Genomic DNA, 20053 nt, shown 5'->3' with positions numbered 1-20053 from the left:
AAAGGGGGCTGGTCGAGAGTGGCTCAGCAAACCTCTTCCAGATCCCGCCAGTCCCGGGAGTCAGGGCTGTCCGCGACCCACCCGTCCAGCAGCCCCCGCACGAGCGAGGCCGGCGCCGCAACGCCGCACTCCCGCTCGGGAACCCAGAGCTGCCCGTCCGTGCGATGCCCCAGCGGCCCCGGATGCCCGGGCTCGCTGTGGTCATGCGGATCCAGGTGCACCCCGTCGCCCTCGTCCGACGGCATCCGCGACTCCGAGCACATCCGGCACAGCAGTCGCACCGAGGAGGACCAGTCCTCCGCCGCGAACCCCGCGTCCGCGGCCAGCTGCTCCAGGGCGTCCCGGTCGGCCTCGGTGGCCGCCTCCAGCAGCACCACCCAGGTGGGGACGGGCGAGGGCGCCCACAGCTCGATCTCGTCGAAGACCGGGTAGGAGTGCCCGGCGGTCGTCGTGCGCTCGCCGTGCGGAACGCCGTCGTGCAGCACGACCTCGCCCCAGCGCCGCCCGGACGACGGCAGCGGAATGGACAGCACCTCGATCCGGGCCGGGTCCAGCCTGCGGCCCCACACCACCTCGGCCTCGCCCTCCGGGGAGAGCCTGACGGCCGCGCTGCCCAGCTCCATGCCGACCGGCTCACCGGAGGCGGCGGCGCCGCCGGGCACCCGCAGCCCGTACGCCTGCCAGGCGCGGCGAGCCAGCGACCAGTCCTGCAGGGCGGTCGCGGCGATGCCCACGTTCCACCAGTCCGGGGCGCCGGTCTCCCGGTCCAGGAGGGCCACCGCGCGCAGTCCGGCGGCGCGGGCCTGCTCCCAGTCGTGCCGGAACTTGTGCAGCAGGGCGAGGTTGAACCAGGACTCCGCCAGCCAGGGTTCCAGGTCGGCCGCGCGTGTCAGCAGCTCGCCCGCGTCCTCGTACCGGCCGTCGCCGATGAGCGTGAACGCACGGTCGGTGGCCTGCCGCCAGGAGGCGGAGGGCCGGTGCCGTCCCTTGCCGAAGATCCTCACGATTCCCGCCTGCCAGTTCCAGTTCCGCACGTGGGCTGGCTTGTGCCCCCGGACACCCTCTCCCTCGCATCCAACCACGTACGGTGGGAAGGGCGCTCATTACCCATGGGTTACCCCGCCGAGGGCAGGGTCAGGCCCACCCGTCTCCCGCCACCAGCCTGGCACGAGGCTCCCCCGGAGCTACACACCTGGGGGCACCCCCATCGCGCCGTCCTTCTTCCGGGACAGGACCCGGGCGAGCGACTCCACTACCTCGGGAGCGTAGTCACCGGCGGTGGCCAGGCGCAGCTCCTCCAGAGCCCGGAGCGGCCCGTCGGGCCCGGCGTCACGGGCCTTCTCCTCGTAGGCGTTCACGGCCCGCACGATGCGGCCGGCGAGCGGCTGATCCCGGCAGGGGTCGGCCTGCCGCTCCACGACCACGGCGACCGCCGCGTCCACCCCGGTCTGCCGTACGACGGCCCCGCCGAGCAGCGCGATGCGCCGCTGCTCCTGCGGGGACAGGACGGCGGTGGCGCCGGCGGGAACCGGGTCGACCAGGCTGAGCTGGCCGATGTCGTGCATGAGAGCCGCGTACTCCAGGACGGTCAGCGCCGGCCGGGACAGGCCCAGGTCGCGGCCTACGGCCAGGCTGAGCGTGGCGACACGGCGGGCGTGCCCGGTCGGGGTGTACCCGGCTATCTCGGTGGCCCGGGCGAGGGAGGCGATGGTCTGCCGGTAGGTGGCGCGCACGGCGGCGTAGCGGCGTACGGACAGCTGGGTGAGCAGCAGTGGCAGACAGAACACCGGCAGGGCCCACAGTCCGACGACGGCGACCGCGAGCGCCATCACCGCGCCGGTCGCGCAGACGGCGGATCCGATGCCGAGCAGCCCGCGCAGTTCGTCGCGCAGGAGCGGGCCGAAGGGCCAGCGGGTGCGGGAGTGGGCGAGGGCGGCGGCGAGGACGGCGTCGCACAGGGCGGTGAGGCTGAGGAGGGCGACGAGCAGCAGCGCGTAGGCGGGGCCGCTCCAGGAGTCGAACGCACCCTGGTTGGAGAGGGGTTGGAAGCAGACCGCGGCGAAGCCGACGGTCAGGACGCGGCGGGCGAGGTGGTCGAGGGTCGGGGTGCGGCCGGACCAGATGTGCGGGACGCCGCCGAGCAGGGAGGCGGCGAGGACGACGGTCACGACCTGCGGCGCGTCATGCAGCGTCTGGTGTCCCGCATCGGGTCCGAGCAACGCGTACGACAGCGATCCGGCGGTGCCCAGCGGCGCGGCCTGCCGCACCTGGGCTCCGCTCCACCGCGTCAGCTCGCCGACGGCTATGAGGACCCCGAAGGCGAGCCCGACCCCCCGGTCGGCTATGCCGGTCCACAGGATGACCGCGAAGGAGGCGGCGGCGGTGAGCGCGGCGGCGGCGTGGATGAGCCGGAGGGCGGTCATCGGGATGCCCCGCTGCGGCTGTCGGCGACCGGCTGCTGGGCCGGGACCCGCTGCGCCGTCTCGTCGGCCGTGACGGCCGGGTGCCAGCCGTGGTGGCCGAGGGCCCGGGCGAGCGCCGTGACCATGCGGGGGTCGAACTGGGTCCCGGCGCACCGCTCCAGCTCGGTGAGCGCCGCCTCGACGGGGCGGGCCCTGCTGTACGAGCGGGTGGAGGTCATCGCGTCGAAGGCGTCCGCCACGGCCACCACGCGGGCGCACTCGGGGATCTGGGTGCCCACGAGCCCGTAGGGGTAGCCGCTGCCGTCGAGCCGTTCGTGGTGGTGCAGGATCGCCGTGCGGGCCTCGCCGAGGAAGGAGATCCCGCGCACCATCTCGTGGCCGTACTCGGGGTGCAGCTCGATGATCCGCCGCTCCTCGGGAGTCAGCGGGCCGTCCTTGCGCAGCAGCCGAGTGGGCACGCCGAGCTTGCCGACGTCGTGCAGGATGCCGGCGAAGCGCAGCACCTCGACGCGGTCGTCGTCCATGCCGAGTTCGCGGGCGATCATCACGGAGGCCTGGCCTACGCGTTCGCTGTGGCCGCGGGTGTAGCCGTCCTTGATGTCGACCGCCTGCACCAGCGCGCGGATGGTGGCCTGGTGGGCGGCCCGTTCCCGGTGGTACTGGGCGAAGACCCAGCAGGAGACGCACATCGGCAGCAGCACGAGGAGCGCGGCGACGGGCCCGTACCGGCTGCGCCACAGGACGGCCATCATCAGCCCGGCGAGTCCGTGCACCGCGACCGGCGCGAGGGAGCGGGACAGCAGCCCGCGCCAGGCCCGGCGTACGGGCACCCTCTCGGCCGTCGCCCGGATCCCGCCGTCGAGCGCGGTGAGCACCAGGCAGAAGGCGAGCACGGCCGCCCCGGCGGGCACGAGGGCGTAGGGGAAGTCGCAGCCCACGACGGCGTCCCGGCCGCCGAGCGCCCAGTGGACGCTGGCGGCGCCCCACACCGCGAGCGAGGGCTGCGCGGCCCGCCACACCCGGCGGAGCCACACGGGCCGGTCCTCGACACGGGCGAGGAGGGCGGCCGGCAGCGGGACGAGTGCGGCGGCGGGCGGGGGGAGCAGGAACGCCCCGGCGAGCAGGACGGGGTAGAAGGTGCCGCCGAGGCGGCGGCGTACGACGTGGTCGCAGGCCGCGTACAGCGCGGCGAGCAGGGTGAGGGCCCACCAGGGCGCATGCGTGGCCGGCAGGGGCAGGGCGCTGAGCACGGCCAGCAGGGCGACGCAGACCACATAGGCCCGTGCCCTCGCCGGAACCGCCTCCATGACGCCCCTCCCCCGACCATGCCCGTCCAGGCTCGGAGCCTAGGGCGCGCATCAGGAGATCCGGGAGCTTATGAACCGAGGATTAGCACATTCGGGTGACGGCCGGGGCTCGTACGGCCGGAGCTCAGCTCTCCTGCGGCGCGGCGGTGACGTCGTGCTCGGGGACGGTCTGCCCGGAGCGGATCAGGTCGATCCGCCCCATGACCTTGGCACGCAGGTCGGCGGGCACGTCGTCATGTCCGCAGCACCGCTTGACCAGCTTCTTCACGGCCTGCTCCAGGCCGTACTTCTCCAGGCACGGCGAGCATTCCTCGAAGTGGTGCTGGAACTTGTCGCGATCGACGTCCGGCATCTCGCTGTCGAGGAACTCGTACAGGTGGTCGAGGACCTCACTGCAGTCCGTCTCGTGCGGCTCTCCGCAGCTCATGAGCCCGAGCCTTTCGCTTCGTTCGACTCTCCGGCACCCGCCGGGACCAGACCGCGCTCGCGGGCGTAGTCCTCCAGCATGCCGCGCAGTTGACGGCGGCCCCGGTGCAGCCGGGACATCACCGTACCGATGGGTGTCCCCATGATGTCCGCGATCTCCTTGTACGCAAAGCCCTCTACGTCCGCGAGATAGACGGCGATGCGGAACTCCTCGGGGATCGCCTGCAGTGCTTCCTTCACGTCCGAGTCGGGCAGGTGGTCGAGCGCCTGCGACTCGGCGGAGCGCAGACCGGTCGACATGTGCGACTCGGCACGCGCGAGCTGCCAGTCCTCGATCTCCTCGGCCGCGCTGCGCTGGGGCTCGCGCTGCTTCTTGCGGTACGAGTTGATGAAGGTGTTGGTGAGGATCCGGTACAGCCACGCCTTGAGGTTGGTGCCCTCGCGGAACTGGTGGAAGGACGCGTACGCCTTGGCGTACGTCTCCTGCACCAGGTCCTCGGCGTCGGCCGGATTGCGCGTCATGCGCAGCGCGGCCGAGTACATCTGGTCGAGGAATTCGAGCGCGTCGCGCTCGAAGCGCGCACTGCGCTCCGTCCTCGTCTCCGCGCTGTCGCCCCGGCCCTCGGGCTGCTCCGCCTGGCCGTTGTCGGTCCCTGCGTCGGTCCCAGTGACCGGACCCACCTCCTCAAGATCCTGGGCGGGGCCGAAACCGGTCCCACTCGTTTCGGAGGATAGAACACGACCCGGGCCTGCCGCCGCTCGAATAGGAGCGGTCTTGCCCGCGTGCAGCACCGTCCAGTCCAGGTCAGTGCGGCTGCTGCGGCTCGGGCAGATGGTCGAACCCATGCGGCGGACTTCCTCTCCACGACGTCGGTGCCGGTGCTTCAGCACTCCTGTCCGCCACAACAGTGATCCGCCGTGTGACATTCCCAGGGGTCAGCCGAGTGACGCGATCCACTCCACGACACCGTCGGTGACGATCTCCAGCGCCCGCTCCTGGGTGATCTCCGCGCGCTTGGGGACGGCGAACCCGTGATCGCCGTGCTCCACCTCGACCAGTGCGAAGTCGCCCTCCGGGAACTCGTCGGGCTTCCCGAAGGGGTCGTTCCCGCCCTGGACGACGAGCGTGGGCACCCCGGCGCCGAGCAGCTCGTCGGCGCGGGACTTCTCGGGCCTGCCCGGCGGGTGCAGCGGGAAGCTCAGCGCGAGCACGGCGTGCGCACCCAGCTCGGTCGCCGTACGACAGGCCACCCGGGCGCCGGCGCTGCGCCCGCCGGAGATCACCGGCAGGCCGGGCTTCGCGAGCGCGGGCCACACCCCGCGCCACCCGGTGTCCAGGGTCTTCGGGGCGGGCGCGACCTTCTTGCCCGCGACGCGCCAGGGCTGCTCGACGAGGGCGACGCTCACCCCGTGCCCGGGGAGCGTCTGCGCGAGCGCCCGGAGGTCGCGTGCCTCGATGCCACCTCCCGCCCCATGGCTCACGGCCAGCACCAGCCGCGCCTTCTTCGCCCTGTGCCAGGTGATCCGGGCGTCCCCGGCATCCGTACCGACCGTCTCTGTAGTCACGTCAGAAGAGTGTGCCTGTTTCCGGTGCCTCCAGCTCCTTCAGCAGCTCCGGGCCGTTGTTGCGGACGTTGCTGACGGCCGTGGTGACCGGGTAGGCGCGCATCAGGCCGGGCGGGGGCGGGGCCAGCAGGTCGCGCAGGTCGTCCGGGTCGGTGCGGGAGGGGTCCAACCAGGCGTCCCAGCGGTCCGGGGTGAGCATCAGCGGCATCCGGGGGTGGATCTCGGCGAGCGTGTGCGGACCCTCGGCGGGGGCGACGGCCAGCGGGGTCTGCTCCGCCTCGGTGGTGATCACCGAGCAGGTGACCCACCAGGCCTGCGGGTGGTCGTCGGGCAGGGTGCGGTCCCGCCAGAACTCGTACAGCCCCGCCATCGCGAACACCGAGCCGTCGGCGGGCAGCACGAAGTAGGGCTGCTTGCGCGGGCGCTTCCGCCTGCCCTCCTCCTCCAGCTCCCGCTCCTGCCTGCCGGTGACCCACTCGTAGTAGCCGTCTGCGGGCAGGATGCAGCGCCGAGCGGCGAAGGCGCGCCGGAACGAGGGCTTCTCGTGCACGGTCTCCGCGCGCGCGTTGATCATCCGGGCGCCGCCCTCGGGCGTCTTGGCCCAGGAGGGCACCAGTCCCCACCTGAGCTTGCGCAGCTGGCGAACCGGACGAGGGGCGTCCGCGTCTTTCAACGGACGGTCCAGGACGGCGTAGACCTCTTTGGTCGGAGCCACGTTGTAGTCCGGCTCCAAGGTCTCTTCGGGCTCCCACTTCTCGATCTCAAAGGTTCCTGCGAGATCCTCGGGCCTACGACTGGATGCATACCGTCCGCACATAAGTGCCACACTGCCAGACTCCGTACGACGACAGGGAGCCACTCGGACCCATGGACAGCCTCGCCGCCACCGCGCTGCCCGACCTCTGGGACCGGCTCACCGGCACCCAGCCCGACCCCGACCTGTGGGTGGTGCTCGCCACCCTGGGCGCCGCACTCGCCGTCGTCGTCCCGCACACCGTGTGGCGGCTCTCGCGCAACGCGATCACCATCGCGCACGAGGGCGGCCACGGCCTGGTGGCCCTGCTCACGGGCCGGCAGCTCACGGGCATACGCCTGCATTCCGACACCAGCGGCCTCACGGTCAGCCGCGGCAAGCCGTACGGCCTGGGCATGATCCTCACCGCGGCCGCGGGCTACACGGCCCCCTCGCTGCTGGGTCTGGGCGGTGCCGCGCTCCTGGCCGCCGGCCGCATCACCCTGCTGCTGTGGGTGGCGACCGCCCTGCTGGTCACCATGCTGGTGATGATCCGGAACGCCTACGGGGTCCTGACCGTGGTCCTGGCCGGCGGCGCCTTCCTGCTGGTGTCCTGGCTGGCGGGTCCGCAGGTACAGGCGGCGTTCGCGTACGCGGTGGTGTGGTTCCTGCTGTTCGGCGGCGTACGGCCGCCGTTCGAGCTGCAGGCCAAGCGGGCGCGCGGAGGCGCGGGCGATTCGGACGCGGACCAGCTGGCGCGGCTGACGCACGTTCCGGCGGGCCTGTGGCTGTTCCTGTTCCATGCGGTGTCGCTGTGCTCGCTGATCGGTGGGGGCCGCTGGCTGCTGGAAGGTTGATACCGGACCCTCCTTATAAAGTGGCCCCATGGCCCCGAACACCGCGCACCCCGCCCTCTGGCCCGCCCCGCACGCGAGCGGAGCCGTCGACGCGACGGTCCACGTGCCCGGGTCCAAGTCCGTCACCAACCGCGCCCTCGTGCTCGCGGCCCTCGCCTCCGAGCCCGGCTGGCTGCGCCGCCCGTTGCGCTCCCGCGACACGCTGCTGATGGCCGGTGCCCTGCGGGCCATGGGCGTGGAGATCGAGGAAGGGGTGGGCCCGGACGGATCCGGGGAGGCCTGGCGGGTGCTGCCCACGGGCCTGCACGGTCCGGCCACGGTCGACGTCGGCAACGCCGGCACGGTGATGCGCTTCCTGCCGCCGGTGGCCGCGCTGGCCGACGGTCCCATCCGTTTCGACGGGGACCCGCGGTCGTACGAGCGTCCTCTGAACGGCGTGATCGACGCGCTGCGCACGCTCGGCGCCCGAATCGACGACGACGGCCGGGGCGCGCTGCCCCTGACCGTGCACGGCGGCGGGGCGCTGGACGGCGGCCCGGTGTCGGTCGACGCCTCCTCGTCCTCCCAGTTCGTGTCGGCGCTGCTGCTGTCCGGCCCCCGTTTCAATCAGGGCGTCGAGGTCCGTCACACGGGCGCGACCCTGCCCTCCATGCCGCACATCCGGATGACCGTGGACATGCTGCGCGCGGTCGGCGCCCAGGTGGACACCCCGGAGTCGGGCGGCGAGCCGAACGTGTGGCGGGTGACCCCGGGCGCGCTGCTCGGCCGGGACCTGACGATCGAGCCGGACCTGTCGAACGCCCAGCCGTTCCTGGCGGCGGCCCTGGTGACCGGCGGCAAGGTGCTGATCCCGGACTGGCCGGCCCGCACCACCCAGCCGGGTGACCGGCTGCGGGAGATCTTCACCGAGATGGGTGGCTCCTGCGAACTGACCGAGTACGGGCTGGAGTTCACCGGCTCGGGCGCCCTGCACGGCATCGACGTGGACCTGGGCGACGTCGGCGAGCTGACCCCGGGCATCGCGGCGGTGGCCGCCCTCGCGGACTCCCCCTCCACCCTCCGCGGCGTGTCCCATCTGCGGCTGCACGAGACGGACCGGCTGGCCGCGCTCACCAAGGAGATCAACGAACTCGGCGGCGACGTCACCGAGACGGCCGACGGCCTCCACATCCGCCCGCGCAAGCTGCACGGCGGCGTCTTCCACACCTACGAGGACCACCGCATGGCGACGGCCGGTGCGATCATCGGTCTGGCGGTCGAGGGTGTGCAGATCGAGAACGTGGCGACGACGGCGAAGACCCTGCCCGACTTTCCCGACCTGTGGACCGGGATGCTGGGGAACTGACGGGCGGACTGGAACCATGCGCCGCTACGGCAAGCACACCGACGAGGACGACATCCGCAGCCGTCCCAACCGCAAGGGCAACCGGCCGCGTACGAACATCCGGCCCAAGCACGAGGACGCGGCCGAGGGCATGGTCCTCACCGTCGACCGGGGCCGGCTGACCTGCCTGGTCGACGACCGTACGGTCCTCGCGATGAAGGCCCGCGAGCTGGGCCGCAAGGCGGCCGTGGTCGGCGACCGGGTGTCCCTGGTCGGCGATCTGTCCGGCAAGAAGGACACGCTCGCGCGGATCGTGCGCATCGAGGAGCGCGCCTCGGTGCTGCGCCGCACGGCCGACGACGACGATCCCTACGAGCGTGTGGTCGTCGCCAACGCCGACCAGCTGGCGATCGTCACGGCTCTCGCCGACCCGGAGCCGCGCCCGCGCCTGATCGACCGCTGTCTCGTCGCGGCCTACGACGGGGGTCTGGAACCGCTGCTGGTGATGACCAAGTCGGACCTGGCCCCGCCCGACAAGCTGCTGGAGCTGTACGGCCACCTGGACATCCCCTACGTCGTCACCAGCCGCGAGGAGCTGGAGAACGGCGACGCCGCGGACCGGGTGCGCGCCTACCTGGACGGCAAGATCACCGCCTTCGTGGGGCACTCGGGCGTCGGCAAGACGACCCTGGTCAACGCGTTGGTCCCGAAGGACCGCCGTCGTTCGACGGGACACGTCAACGCGGTCACGGGCCGCGGCCGGCACACCACCACCTCCGCCCTCGCCCTGCCGCTCACCGGTGTGGACGACTGGGTCATCGACACCCCGGGCGTGCGCTCCTTCGGCCTCGCGCACATCGACCCGTCCCGGGTGATCCATGCCTTCCCCGACCTGGAGCCGGGCACGGAGGGCTGTCCCCGCGCGTGCAGCCACGACGAGCCGGACTGCGCGCTGGACACGTGGGTCGAGGAGGGGCACGCCGACCCGGCTCGGCTGTACTCGCTGCGGCGGCTGCTGGCCACGCGGGAGCGCCGGGAAGGCGACTGAGCACCGCGTTGTTTGCCGAGGCCCGAGGCCGGTAAGTGCATAATCGCACCGAGCCGGAGAGCCGGACCTACGGGAGGACAGCACATGGCGTGGCTGCTGGTCATCGTGGCCGGGATTCTGGAGACCGGCTTCGCCGTGTGCCTGAAGCTCTCGCACGGGTTCACCCGGCTCTGGCCGACGATCGCCTTCGCCTGCTTCGCGCTGGGCAGCTTCGGCCTGCTGACGCTCGCCCTGAGGAAGCTCGACGTCGGACCCGCGTACGCCGTGTGGACCGGGATCGGCGCGGCGGGCACCGCGATCTACGGCATGGTCTTCCTCGGCGACCTGGTGTCGACCCTGAAGATCGTCTCGATCACGCTCGTGATCGTCGGCGTCATCGGCCTCCAGCTGTCGGGCTCAGCCCACTGAACACGGAGCCGGGCTCGGCCCGCTGAACGGGCCGCCGGGCGCGACTTGCTGAACACGCTGCCGGGCTCGACCCGCTGAACACGTCGCCGGGCCAGGCCCGTTGAACACGTCGCCGGGCCAGGCCCGTTGAACGAGCGGGGCTCACACCGTCTGCCGGAACAGAGCGCTCCGCACCAGGTCCGCCACGCCGCCCTGGCCCGGCGGGGCCGCGACACAGGACAGCGCGACCCGTACGACCAGTTCGCAGGACCGGATCAGCTCGCTGGTGTCCGCCGTGGCCGCGACGGGACCGGCCAGCACCGTCACCGCCCGGTCCCGCACGATCCGCACGAAATCGCCGGGCGACGGCAGTGGTCCGTCCGCGCGGCGCTGTGCGGGTACGGCGGAGGAGGACGGCACGGCGGACAGCGTCGGCGCGGGCAGGCGCTCGCTCCAGAAACCGGTGAGCATGGCCCGCACCAGCGCGTTGTCCCGGGCGGCCGACGCCGTCCACTCGGCGGTGGCGGTCAGCCGGTCCCGCGGATCGGTGTGCGCGGCGAGGGCCCGCTCCACCCCGGCGAGATACCCGTCGGCCTCCCGCCGTACCAGCGCCCTGGCCAGCCCTTCCTTGCTCCCGAACTCGTTGTACAGCGTCTGCCGGGACACCCCGGCCGCCGCGGCCACGTCGACCATCCGCACCGCCGACCACGGCCGGCGTGCGAGTGCCGTGTAGGCGGCGTCCAGTAGCGATTCCCGGGCTGCAGGCATCATCGCCTCCCTGGGGCGAGCGGCTCTGCGCCCAGATTTGACGCGCATACATGCACTGTCAAGGGTTCGCGGTGGCACAGGGGGGCGCCCTCGGCCGTCCACGCACCCGCCCAGCTGCGGGCGCCCTCGTCACGCAGCCCCCTGTAGCCCCGTACCCCCTCGACAGATAGCGTTCGTTCCATGCCGGACTACCTCGACGACCTCCGCCTCGCCCACGTCCTCGCGGACGCGGCCGACGCCGCCACCACGGCCCGCTTCAAGGCCCTTGACCTGAAGGTGGAGACGAAGCCGGACATGACCCCGGTGAGCGAAGCGGACAGGTCGGCGGAAGAACTCATCCGCGGCCAGCTCCAGCGCGCCCGCCCCCGGGACGCGATCCTCGGCGAGGAGTACGGCATCGAGGGCACCGGGCCCCGCCGATGGGTCATCGACCCGATCGACGGCACCAAGAACTACGTCCGCGGCGTCCCCGTCTGGGCCACCCTCATCTCCCTGATGGAGGCGGCCGAGGGCGGTTACCAGCCCGTCGTCGGCGTCGTCTCCGCCCCCGCCCTCGGCCGCCGCTGGTGGGCCGCCAAGGGCCACGGCGCCTTCAGCGGCCGCAGCCTGACCTCCGCGACCCGCATCCACGTCTCGCGCGTCGGCAAGCTGGCGGACGCCTCCTTCGCGTACTCCTCGCTCTCCGGCTGGGAGGAGCAGGGCCGCCTGAACGGCTTCCTGGACCTCACCCGCGAGGTGTGGCGCACGCGCGCGTACGGCGACTTCTGGCCGTACATGATGGTCGCCGAGGGCTCGGTCGACCTGTGCGCGGAGCCGGAGCTGTCCCTGTGGGACATGGCCGCCACCGCGGTCATCGTCACCGAGGCCGGCGGCACCTTCACCGGCCTCGACGGCCGCCCGGGCCCGCACAGCGGCAACGCGGCCGCGTCCAACGGCCTGCTGCACGACGAGTTGCTGGGGTATCTCAACCAGCGCTACTGACGGCGCTTGCGGCCTGACCTGCTGGTTTCCCCCTTCCTCAGGCCGCCTGGGCCGTCGTGGGGCCGTCATCGGCGTCCGGGCCGCCCCCGAAGGCCCGGTTCACCGCCTCCCGCGTCCGCTTCTCACTGCTTGGCATGAGATGGGTGTACGTCCGCAGCGTGAAGCCCGGGTCGTGGTGTCCCAGGTACTCGGACAGGGCCTTGATGCTCTCCCCCGCGTCCAGCAACACGGACGCGTAGAAGTGCCGGAGCGCATGCATGCCGTTCTCCCGTCCACGCGGGACCTTCGCCGCGTCGAGGGCAGGACGCCATGCCAGGCGGTTGAAGACGTTGCGGTTGACGGCGCGTCCCTCGCGGTTGGCGAAGAGAACGGATGCCGTGTGGGGCGGGCCGTCGACCGCCCGCCACGGCAGCGCTACGGCGGTGGGCGGGTGTTGCGTGATGTGCTCCTCCAGTGACTGGGCGACGGTCTCCGGCAAAGGCACCGTGCGCGTCTTGCCGCCCTTGGGCGGTGCGAAGACTTGGTGCCCGGCGATGAGTTTGACCTGCCGGACGACGTGGACCACGCCTTCGGTGAAGTCGACGTCGTCAACGGCCAGGCCGAAGACCTCGCCCTGCCGCATGCCGCACCCGCCGGCCAGATCCACCATCGCGCCGAACGGCTTCGGTAGTGCCGCGCGAACCGCGAGCACTCGTTCACGTTGCCAAGGAACGATGTGGCGCGGGTCCAGCTTGGGCGCCCGCACCGACGACGAATGGCAGGGGTTGTGCGGGATCAGGCGGTCTTCCACAGCCGCCGTCAGCATCCCTGAGAAGTTCGCGAAGATCACCCGTTGATAGGCGGGCGCAACTCCGCCGTCCTGGAGCTTTCGCAGCCACTCACGGATGTGCGTCGGCCTGAGCGAGTCGAGGGAGCGACTGCCCAGGTGCGGCAGGACGTGCAGACGGATGCGCTGCTCGGTTCCGACGTAGGTGCCCGGGTCCATGGTGAGTGAGGCCAGCCACCGCTCCGCGTGCTGCCGCACGGTGAGGCGACCGGCGCGCGGGTCGATGTACTGCCCGCGCGTCATGTCCGCCTCGATCTGGGACAGCCACTTCTCAGCGAGGCGCTTCTGTCCGTCGGGGAAGCTCTTGGACTTCTCAGTGCCGTCGGGGCCGATGTAGCGGGCGCGATAGCGCATGCCTGTGCCGTGGCGGTCGGTCTTGACGCGGGCCGTCTTCCCGTCGGGGCCGGTCTGGGTTTTGAACCAGCGGTCTTGGATGTGGCCGGCCATGCGGCAGTGGTCCTCTCTCATCTCAACATGCAGCAGGGAGAGCCGCTGGGGCGCGGCTCTCCCTGCTGTCCTTGGGTGGTTGTCGGCTACGCGGCGTCTTGGTCTGCGCTCTTGCGCTGCGCGACGTAGGCGCGGACGTCGGCAGGGTCGTAGCGGACGTACTTGCCGACGCGGAAGCCGGGCGGGCCGATACGCTTCCTCCGCCACTGATAGACGGTCTCTTTCGGCACTTCGAAGATCTCGGCGATGTCGTCGGGTGTGAGGTACCGGTCGGGGAGACCGCCCCGCAGGATGGCCCGGGGGCCGGTCTCCTCAAGGACCCGGGATGGCGTCACTGCGTCCTCCGGAAGTTAGAAAAACATTGCTCTGAGTCGCGACTCAACGGCACTCAGCGGCACTCAGAGGGGTCTTGAGACGCGATGAGTCGCGACTCACGCAAATGTGTTTCGCACTGCCGCAGCGTGATCCCGGTGTAGGTGACCACCTGCCGGCCGTAGGCGTCGCGGGGCCGGGAGCGGCTGAGTTGAGGCACCACGGAGAGCAGGTTGCGGCCGAAGACCTGCTTGGTGCCGGGGCGTACGCCGTTGTCCTCGGCCCACTCCCGCCAGACGGACCACAGAGCGTCCACGGGCACGCTGCACGTGGGTCCGGTGGTGCAGCGTTCGCGGACGAATGCACTGGTGGGGGATGCAGTGTCCTGAATGGTGGTGATTGCCTCGCGGCTGGATGCCGGTTCGGTGATCCGGCCGGTGCGCTGGAGTCGGGCGAGGCCTTCCAGCGCCCAGTTGAGGATGCCGGGCATCTCGGTGACGAGCCGGTCGAACAGGGTGGGGTCTTCCTTGCCCAGCCAGGAGACCCGCATGTTGAGCAGCACGAACCGCTTGGCGATGACACCGGAGGAGTCGCCGAAGTGCGGCAGTTCATTGGACAGGATCATCAGCCGGGTGGGGAGCTTGCCGGTCCACACTTCCCGGTACTTGCGGTCGATGTCGATCGTGTCCTCACCAGAGATTGTGAGCAGCCGTTCGACGACTTGGCTGTTGTCGTTGCCGGCGAGGCGGGCGTCGGAGATGACCGCAAGCGGCTTGCCGACGAGGGTGGACAGCCCGAAGTTGGTGCCCAGTCCGGCGAGGGTGGGACCAGCCAGGTTGTCCTTGCCGACCAGCTCTTTGAGGACACGCGCGATGGTGCCCTTGCCGGAACGCGATGGGCCGACGATGAGCAGGATCTTCTGCTGGTCGGTGCGGCCGGACAGGACGTAGCCGAACCACTCCTGAACTGCCTGGATGGCGTCGGGATCGTTGGGCCAGATCTGTGCCAGGAAGCGTTCCCAGGTCGGTGCGGTCGCTTGCGGGTCGTAGGCGAAGGGAACGGAGACCAGGTTGAAGAAGCCGGGCCCATGCGGCAGGAGCGCTCGGTCCCGGATGCGCAGCAGCCCGTTCTCGCATGCCACGATCTGCCCTCCGTCCGGTGCGTCCGCGTCGGCGTCGAGCCAGGCGGGCGCGTCGGTGTCGGTGGGCAGCAGGGTGATGGCTCCTAGAGCGTCGAGAAGGTTGCTGATCTTCTGCTTGGTCGGTGCCCAGTCACGCCCTTCGGGCTGTCCGTCCTTGCCGGGGGCCTGGTAGGTGGTGTGCTCCAGGCGTGTGTACATGGCCGCGCGCACCTGTGCGTCGTCCATCTCCCGCCAGTGGGTACCGGTCCAGCGCATCCAGGAGCCGCGCCAGCGCCGGCACACCAGCCGTCCGTCCTCGTTCTGCCAGTCCGGCAGCACCCTGCGGGCGACAGCGAGGGGGTTGCTGGGCGGCGGCAGCTCCTCCCCGTCGGTACTGCGAGCGTCCGTCATGCGGCGGCCCTCCCTTCGGTGTGCCCTGTGGGTGCTCCGGTGCAGACGGCTTGGTGGGCTTCGTACTCTGTGACCAGAGCGGCCACGGCGTGCTGTCCGGTGACGGTGCCGGTCTGGCCGCAGGAGCAGGCGTAGGCAGCGGTGGGGGTGGCGCCGTAGCGCTTGGACCAGCGGGCGCCGTCGTAGTGGTGGCGGTAGACCGGTGCGGCGTAGATGCGGATCCTCGGCCGGTCCGGCGTCGGGTCGTCGGGGTTGTGGCTGCGGTGGTCGGCCGGGTGCAGGTCAGGACGACGAGCTGAAAGGACGGCCTGTCGGCCGTCGCTCTTCGTGCCACGGCGCTCATCGGCGCCGCCCTGGGCCGGGCGCGAACCGGGTGTGGTGGATGGGGTGGGCTTTTCAGGACTGGGGGTCATGCGGCGTCCCTGGGCCAGCAGTTGCGGATGGACCAGTCCAAGGCGCTGCGGATGGTGGCGCGGCACTCTGACGCGGACAGTCCGGCCGCCTCTCCCGCCCCCTGAAAAGCCTCCTCCACCAAGTCCCGCGGGATCTCGCCCCACGCGACGAACCGCCCGAGCGCGCGGGCGCTCACCAGAAGCTGCTCGTTACGGCCGCCCTGCGGGCCCCCGGCCTCAGGCGTATCCCTGACGATGGCCGCCTCGCGCTCCAAGGCCACCTCAGCCCGTCGGGTGACCCGGCCGGGGATCAGCAGTGGCGCCGGCGCCACCGCTGGCTTGGACGGCTCGGTCAGCAGCGGGACCAGCCAGCACGGCAGTGCGGCCACGGGGGTTTCGTCCCACACCGCGTAGGCGCCGTCGGGGGTGGTGCTGTGGGGGGCGACGACGTAGCCGCCCCAGGCGCGGGTGTCGATGTGAGGTCCGAGCCGGTTGACGCTGCCGGGCAGCCGCCCGTCGGGCGGGGCGGTGAAGTACAGGTGCCGTCCCCCGCTCGGGGTCCGCACCTGGTAGGTGGGCGGAAGCTGCTCGCCGGCGCGCTCGCAGAGCGTGGTCAAGGAAGTGGCGCCGTCAGGCGCTCCTTCTTCCTCTTCCGGCTTGCACACGTCCAGATCGATCACCAGCAGCCCGGCCGGGCCGGTGGCGATCCCCACGTTGTACGCGGTACGCGCCCACGCGGCCTGGATCAGCTCGGGGTCGGTGGTGGCGCGCTGCTCGGGGGTGCGGTGCCCGTCCGCGCACCGGCCGGTGCCGGGGCAGGAGCGTTCGGGATGCCCGGCCGGGCGCTTGCTGCCGGGGTGCAGCGGGATGACCGGCCAGCCCCGCTCAGCCGCGCACAGGGCGGAGGCCAGCAGGTGGAGGCTGTCCAGGCCGACCAGCGGCATGCCGGTGACGTTGATGAGGGTCATACCGTGGCCCCCGGGGGATGAGTCATGCTGGAGGTCTCCAGATCTCTTGGATGGGACTGGAATCCGGGGCGGCCGCGTGTCTTTGGCGAGAGAGGCGGTCGCCCCGGGGCGTGTCTAGAAAGGCGGCTCGTTGCCCGGCTCGGCGGGGTTGCCCGGGGTGTTCCACGGGTGGTCTGCGGCCGGGCCGTTCTGGGCGGGCCGCTTGGCGTTGATCTGGACGGTGGTGAAGCGGACGGAGGCGCCGATGTCGTCGACCTCGACAGCGAGCATGGAGCGCTTCTCTCCCTGGTCGGTGGTCCAGTCGTGCTGCCGCATCCGGCCCATGGCGACGACGCGCGAACCCTTGCCCAGGGACTCGGCGACGTGTTCGGCCAGGGCCCGCCAGGCCGCGCAGCGGTAGAACGCGGTGGTGCCGTCCTTCCACTGGTTCGAGGTGCGGTCGAAGGCGCGAGGCGTGACGGCGATCGTGAACTTCGCCAGCGCGGCGCCGCCTTCGGTGAACTTCAGCTCCGGGTCATCGGTCAGGTTGCCGACGAGGGTGATCGGAGTCTCTCCGAACGACATGGGGTTCCTCTCCGGTTCAGCGGTTGAGTTCGTTGCGGTTGCGGGCGATCAGCCCGTACGCGGGCGCGGTGATCGCGTTGTTCTCCACCCGGACCGGGCCCGAGTAGTGGTGGTGGGTCTCCGTGCGGGTCGCCTTGACCGAGCGGACTGCGGATCCGATGGCGGTGGCGACGGCGGCCAGGGCTGCGATTGGGAGGGTGACGAACAGGACGCTGGTGAGGGTGACGGCGGCGAATCCCTGGCAGGCGAGCCAGATCCCGCAGCCGATCCCGACGCAGGTGGCGCCGACACCAATGCCGGCGACCGCGGTCCCGGCGGCCCATGCGGGGACGATCCGCTGGTCCGGCTGCGGGACGGGTGGGGTGCTGCCGTAGGCGGGCAGCGGCGCCGGGTCGCGGTAGGCGGTCGGTATCTGCGGCACGGGTTGCCGGTAGGCGTCTTCGATGATCCGGCGGGCTTCGGCGGTGGCTTCGGTGTCGGTCATGCGCGGCTGCCAGGCCGCGGGCTGGTCGTGTTCGGGCATGGTGGGCTCCTGCCGGGGTCAGGTGATGTGGCGGGCTGCGTCGGCGAGAGCGAGGCACATGGCGCGGATGGGGCCGGAGGCGCCGGTGCTGGCGGTGAAGAAGCCGAACAGGAACAGCACGAGAGCGCTGAACGGGCCGACGTAGCGGCCCCGCAGCAGGACGAAGGCCAGCACCCCGAGGAGTGCGACGGCGGACAGGGTCACGATCACGAGCGGCCTCCCAGGGAACGAGCGGCGGGCGGCACCGCTCCCGGTGCCGCCCACTCGTCTGATTACGGTGTGTGGTCGTAGTGGCTACTGCCTAGTGGCTACTGGCAACTCAGAATTGCCAGTTGAGGGCCCCAGAGGGCCTGTAGCGGGCCGTTCTACTGGCTAGTGGCAAGTTGCCGGTAGCCAGTAGTCAGTAGCCGTCTGTGAGTACTCAGGCGTGGTCGGGGTGGACGTAGACCGAGTGCGGTCCGTTATCCCGGTAGACCAACTCACCCCGCTCGGCTGCGGACTTGAGGGCGTCGCGCACGGCCTGCCGGCTGCGGCCGACAAGATCGGCGACCGCGGACGGCTTCATGCCCGTGGCCCCCGCATCGCGGATGGCGGTGATCGCATCCGGCAGCCAGTCCGGCCCGCCATCCCGCCCCGACACAGCCCCCGGCTCGGGGACCGCGCCGTTGCTGTCGCGCAGTGCGGACAGGTTCAGCCCCGGGCGCTCCGGTCGCTCCCGCTCGGAGTTGGCGGGTTCGGGGGCGGTGCCAAAGTGTGCGTCGATCTCCTCCCGGAATCGGCGGGCCAGGTCGTCCTCCTCCGACACCGCCGTCGGCTGGTCGGTGCGCAGCGCGGACAGGTTCAGCGCTCCACCCACCGGCGCCTGTGCCGAGGACGCCGGGGCCGGGCCGGTGCCGGCCGTGTCGTCGCGCATCCATGCGATGCGATCGGCATCCCAGCGGCGGACGTAGGCGGGTCCGGCTGCCTTGACGGAGATGTCGTCCAGGACGGGGTGCCGGTCGGAGGTGGCGGCGATGATCTCCCGGATCTGGTTCGGCAGGATCCGCCACGTCTTGAAGAGCGCGGCCGGGGACTCCGGGGTGCCCATGAACCCGGCACCCTTGTAGGGGGCTTGGTCGACGCGCAGACCGCGGGCACCGGGGAACATCTTGTCCAGGTTCATACCCTCGGTCTCACCGCCCGTGAGCGCCACCCGGACCTTTCCCTCACGGCGGATCATCAGGTTGCCCAGCACGCTGCTGGTGGCGCCGAGTGCGGTCAGGACGGTGCGGATACCCATGGCGCGGGCGATCCGGATCACTTCCAGGATCTTCTCCGCGAGCTTGCGCATGGCCCGGTCGGGGCTGGCCAGGATCTCCGCGCCCTCATCGATCACGAGCATGATCTGGGGGATCTGCGGGCTGATGGGGAGGAGGTCGGTGTTGTGGCGGGCGAGGAGGTCCTGGTAGCGCATCTTGCGCTGCTTGGCCACGCGGACCGCGGTGTCCAGCATGGTCAGGGCCTCGTCGTAGGTGCCGGCGAGCCAGTCCACACCCGGCCGCACAGGCTTGCCGTCGGATCCTTTGATCTCGCCGTTGAGGGCGGGGAGGACCCAGGGCAGGCCGGCGGATCCGGCGTTGAGGTCGATGACCCAGGTCAGGAGGTCGTCGGCGCGGGCGAACCCCGCCAGGATCCCGTGGACCATGTTCGTCTTACCGGATCCGGTCGGGCCGACCACGAGAGCACACTGCTCGCGCAGGTAGGCCCGGATCTCTTCGGCGTTGGTCCGGTAGCCCCACGGGATCCCGGTGAGCACGGACAGGGGCCCGTAGTCGGACGGGTAGGTGCGCTCTTTGGCGAGGACGTTGACGGTGGTCACGTCGATGATGACCCGGCCCTGGTCGATGCCCGGTGAGGCGGTGGCGGTGCAGCCGTGCGGCAGACGGGCGTCCGCGGACAGCCGGGTGGACTCGCCTGCGATCTTCTGCCAGGTGGCGCCGCCGGGCGGGAGTTCGGCGTCGATGGAGAACCCGGCCCCGGTGGGCCACTGCTCGACTGCCAGCACCCGCACGGTGATCCCGCACACGCGCTGGATCCGGTCCACCCACTCCGCCGCAATCGCCCGGCGTTCCGCGGACAGTTCACGGGCCACCTGCCGCTCAGCCGCGGCCAAGGCCTCCTCCTCCCGAGACTCCTCATACAAGGCGGACGCGCGGGCGGAGGCACCAATGCCGATGCCGAGGGTGGCCAGCGATCCGAGGGCGGCCCAGGTCAGCGGACCTGTGGCCATGGCCCATGTGGTCCAGCCGGCTCCGAGGAGCCATGTGGTGGCGCGGGTGGCGAGGGTGCGGCCGGCGGCGCGGGCGCGCAGTCCGGTGATGGTGTGGCCGAGGGCGCCTGCGGCGCCGGCGGCGAGGGTCCAGCCGGGGGGCATGCCGGTTGCGGCGCCGGTGGTGGCGAGGGCGAAGGCTCCGGTGGTGGCGGACAGGGCACCGGTCACGGGTCCGTGACCGGCCGCCCAGTCCAGCACCGGGCCACTGCCGGTCTTCTTCTTGGCGGTGGCGGCATTCATGATCAGACGTTCCAGCCCTTCTCTGCCTCGGTGCCGTTGCGGGGGTCTTCGTGGCGGGCGATGTCCTGCTCGTGCTTCTCGCGGAAGATCGGGCCCATCTCCTCGGCCACCGCGACCGC

The 20053-nt window shown here is 71.5% G+C and carries 22 protein-coding genes; 5 read left to right on the top strand and 17 right to left on the bottom strand.

The annotated features are described in order from the left end of the window. Positions 1-23: 23 nt before the first annotated feature. The 7 genes from ABZ471_RS13775 to ABZ471_RS13745 form a co-directional block, all read right to left on the bottom strand. Positions 24-1004 (bottom strand): tetratricopeptide repeat protein, encoded by a 981-nt coding sequence (locus ABZ471_RS13775; protein WP_359066078.1) that lies wholly within the window; start codon positions 1002-1004, stop codon positions 24-26. Positions 1005-1184: 180 nt separating this feature from the next. After that, on the bottom strand, positions 1185-2423 hold the full coding sequence (locus tag ABZ471_RS13770) for a metal-dependent phosphohydrolase (protein ID WP_359065880.1): 1239 nt from the start codon (positions 2421-2423) through the stop codon (positions 1185-1187). Next, positions 2420-3730, bottom strand: a complete 1311-nt coding sequence (locus ABZ471_RS13765; protein ID WP_359065878.1) for an HD-GYP domain-containing protein — start codon at positions 3728-3730, stop codon at positions 2420-2422. The genes ABZ471_RS13770 and ABZ471_RS13765 overlap by 4 nt, the downstream gene beginning before the upstream one ends. A 124-nt stretch (positions 3731-3854) precedes the next feature. Beyond that, positions 3855-4157, bottom strand: a complete 303-nt coding sequence (rsrA, locus tag ABZ471_RS13760) for a mycothiol system anti-sigma-R factor (protein ID WP_359065876.1) — start codon at positions 4155-4157, stop codon at positions 3855-3857. Continuing rightward, positions 4154-4837 (bottom strand): RNA polymerase sigma factor SigR, encoded by a 684-nt coding sequence (sigR, locus tag ABZ471_RS13755; protein ID WP_359065874.1) that lies wholly within the window; start codon positions 4835-4837, stop codon positions 4154-4156. Before sigR ends, rsrA begins: the two co-directional genes overlap by 4 nt. Positions 4838-5092: 255 nt before the next feature. Beyond that, positions 5093-5722 carry an alpha/beta family hydrolase gene (locus ABZ471_RS13750; RefSeq protein ID WP_359065872.1) on the bottom strand — a complete coding sequence of 210 codons (630 nt, stop codon included), beginning with the start codon at positions 5720-5722 and terminating at the stop codon, positions 5093-5095. A gap of 1 nt (position 5723) precedes the next feature. Next, a complete protein-coding gene (locus ABZ471_RS13745) occupies positions 5724-6539 on the bottom strand; it encodes an SOS response-associated peptidase (RefSeq protein WP_359065870.1) in 816 nt (271 codons plus the stop codon). 50 nt (positions 6540-6589) lie between these two features. Here ABZ471_RS13745 and ABZ471_RS13740 point away from each other — a divergent pair, with 50 nt between their 5' ends. From ABZ471_RS13740 to ABZ471_RS13725, 4 genes are all read left to right on the top strand, one after another. After that, positions 6590-7312 (top strand): M50 family metallopeptidase, encoded by a 723-nt coding sequence (locus tag ABZ471_RS13740; protein ID WP_359065868.1) that lies wholly within the window; start codon positions 6590-6592, stop codon positions 7310-7312. A 28-nt stretch (positions 7313-7340) separates the two neighbouring features. Next, a complete protein-coding gene (gene aroA / locus ABZ471_RS13735; RefSeq protein ID WP_359065866.1) occupies positions 7341-8657 on the top strand; it encodes a 3-phosphoshikimate 1-carboxyvinyltransferase in 1317 nt (438 codons plus the stop codon). 16 nt (positions 8658-8673) lie between these two features. After that, positions 8674-9684 carry a ribosome small subunit-dependent GTPase A gene (gene rsgA / locus ABZ471_RS13730; RefSeq protein WP_359065864.1) on the top strand — a complete coding sequence of 337 codons (1011 nt, stop codon included), beginning with the start codon at positions 8674-8676 and terminating at the stop codon, positions 9682-9684. An 84-nt stretch (positions 9685-9768) separates the two neighbouring features. Beyond that, on the top strand, positions 9769-10092 hold the full coding sequence (locus tag ABZ471_RS13725; RefSeq protein WP_359065862.1) for a multidrug efflux SMR transporter: 324 nt from the start codon (positions 9769-9771) through the stop codon (positions 10090-10092). 141 nt (positions 10093-10233) lie between these two features. Here ABZ471_RS13725 and ABZ471_RS13720 read toward each other — a convergent pair whose 3' ends face one another. Next, positions 10234-10839, bottom strand: coding sequence for a TetR/AcrR family transcriptional regulator (locus tag ABZ471_RS13720; RefSeq protein ID WP_359066076.1), 606 nt, complete (start codon positions 10837-10839; stop codon positions 10234-10236). Positions 10840-11019: 180 nt separating this feature from the next. Between ABZ471_RS13720 and hisN the strand changes: the two genes are divergently transcribed. Continuing rightward, complete coding sequence (gene hisN, locus ABZ471_RS13715; RefSeq protein ID WP_359065860.1) at positions 11020-11820, top strand: histidinol-phosphatase; 801 nt, start codon at positions 11020-11022, stop codon at positions 11818-11820. A 37-nt stretch (positions 11821-11857) separates the two neighbouring features. On the opposite strand, the gene ABZ471_RS13710 is transcribed toward hisN, so the two are convergent. The 9 genes from ABZ471_RS13710 to ABZ471_RS13670 all read right to left on the bottom strand — a co-directional run bounded on the left by ABZ471_RS13710 (position 11858) and on the right by ABZ471_RS13670 (position 19934). Next, the gene (locus ABZ471_RS13710) at positions 11858-13093 is read right to left on the bottom strand and encodes a site-specific integrase (protein WP_359065857.1); all 1236 of its coding nucleotides are present in this window, start codon (positions 13091-13093) and stop codon (positions 11858-11860) included. 86 nt (positions 13094-13179) lie between these two features. Next, positions 13180-13428, bottom strand: a complete 249-nt coding sequence (locus ABZ471_RS13705; protein ID WP_359065855.1) for a helix-turn-helix domain-containing protein — start codon at positions 13426-13428, stop codon at positions 13180-13182. A gap of 53 nt (positions 13429-13481) precedes the next feature. Beyond that, positions 13482-14936 (bottom strand): phage/plasmid primase, P4 family, encoded by a 1455-nt coding sequence (locus ABZ471_RS13700; protein WP_359065853.1) that lies wholly within the window; start codon positions 14934-14936, stop codon positions 13482-13484. Further along, on the bottom strand, positions 14933-15349 hold the full coding sequence (locus tag ABZ471_RS13695; RefSeq protein WP_359065851.1) for a hypothetical protein: 417 nt from the start codon (positions 15347-15349) through the stop codon (positions 14933-14935). Before ABZ471_RS13695 ends, ABZ471_RS13700 begins: the two co-directional genes overlap by 4 nt. After that, positions 15346-16296, bottom strand: a complete 951-nt coding sequence (locus tag ABZ471_RS13690; RefSeq protein WP_359065849.1) for a bifunctional DNA primase/polymerase — start codon at positions 16294-16296, stop codon at positions 15346-15348. Before ABZ471_RS13690 ends, ABZ471_RS13695 begins: the two co-directional genes overlap by 4 nt. A gap of 114 nt (positions 16297-16410) precedes the next feature. Continuing rightward, entirely contained in the window at positions 16411-16860 is a 450-nt protein-coding gene (ssb, locus tag ABZ471_RS13685; protein WP_359065847.1) for a single-stranded DNA-binding protein, read from the bottom strand. A 16-nt stretch (positions 16861-16876) separates the two neighbouring features. Then, on the bottom strand, positions 16877-17383 hold the full coding sequence (locus ABZ471_RS13680) for a hypothetical protein (RefSeq protein WP_359065845.1): 507 nt from the start codon (positions 17381-17383) through the stop codon (positions 16877-16879). 18 nt (positions 17384-17401) lie between these two features. Next, the gene (locus ABZ471_RS13675; protein ID WP_359065843.1) at positions 17402-17593 is read right to left on the bottom strand and encodes a hypothetical protein; all 192 of its coding nucleotides are present in this window, start codon (positions 17591-17593) and stop codon (positions 17402-17404) included. Positions 17594-17804: 211 nt separating this feature from the next. Continuing rightward, positions 17805-19934, bottom strand: a complete 2130-nt coding sequence (locus tag ABZ471_RS13670; RefSeq protein WP_359065841.1) for a hypothetical protein — start codon at positions 19932-19934, stop codon at positions 17805-17807. Between the last annotated feature and the right edge of the window lie 119 nt (positions 19935-20053).

The sequence above is a fragment of the Streptomyces sp. NPDC005728 genome (assembly GCF_040630895.1).
Taxonomy (GTDB): domain Bacteria; phylum Actinomycetota; class Actinomycetes; order Streptomycetales; family Streptomycetaceae; genus Streptomyces.
Note: the sequence above shows the minus strand (reverse complement) of the source record. Positions and strands in the feature narration are given on the sequence as shown.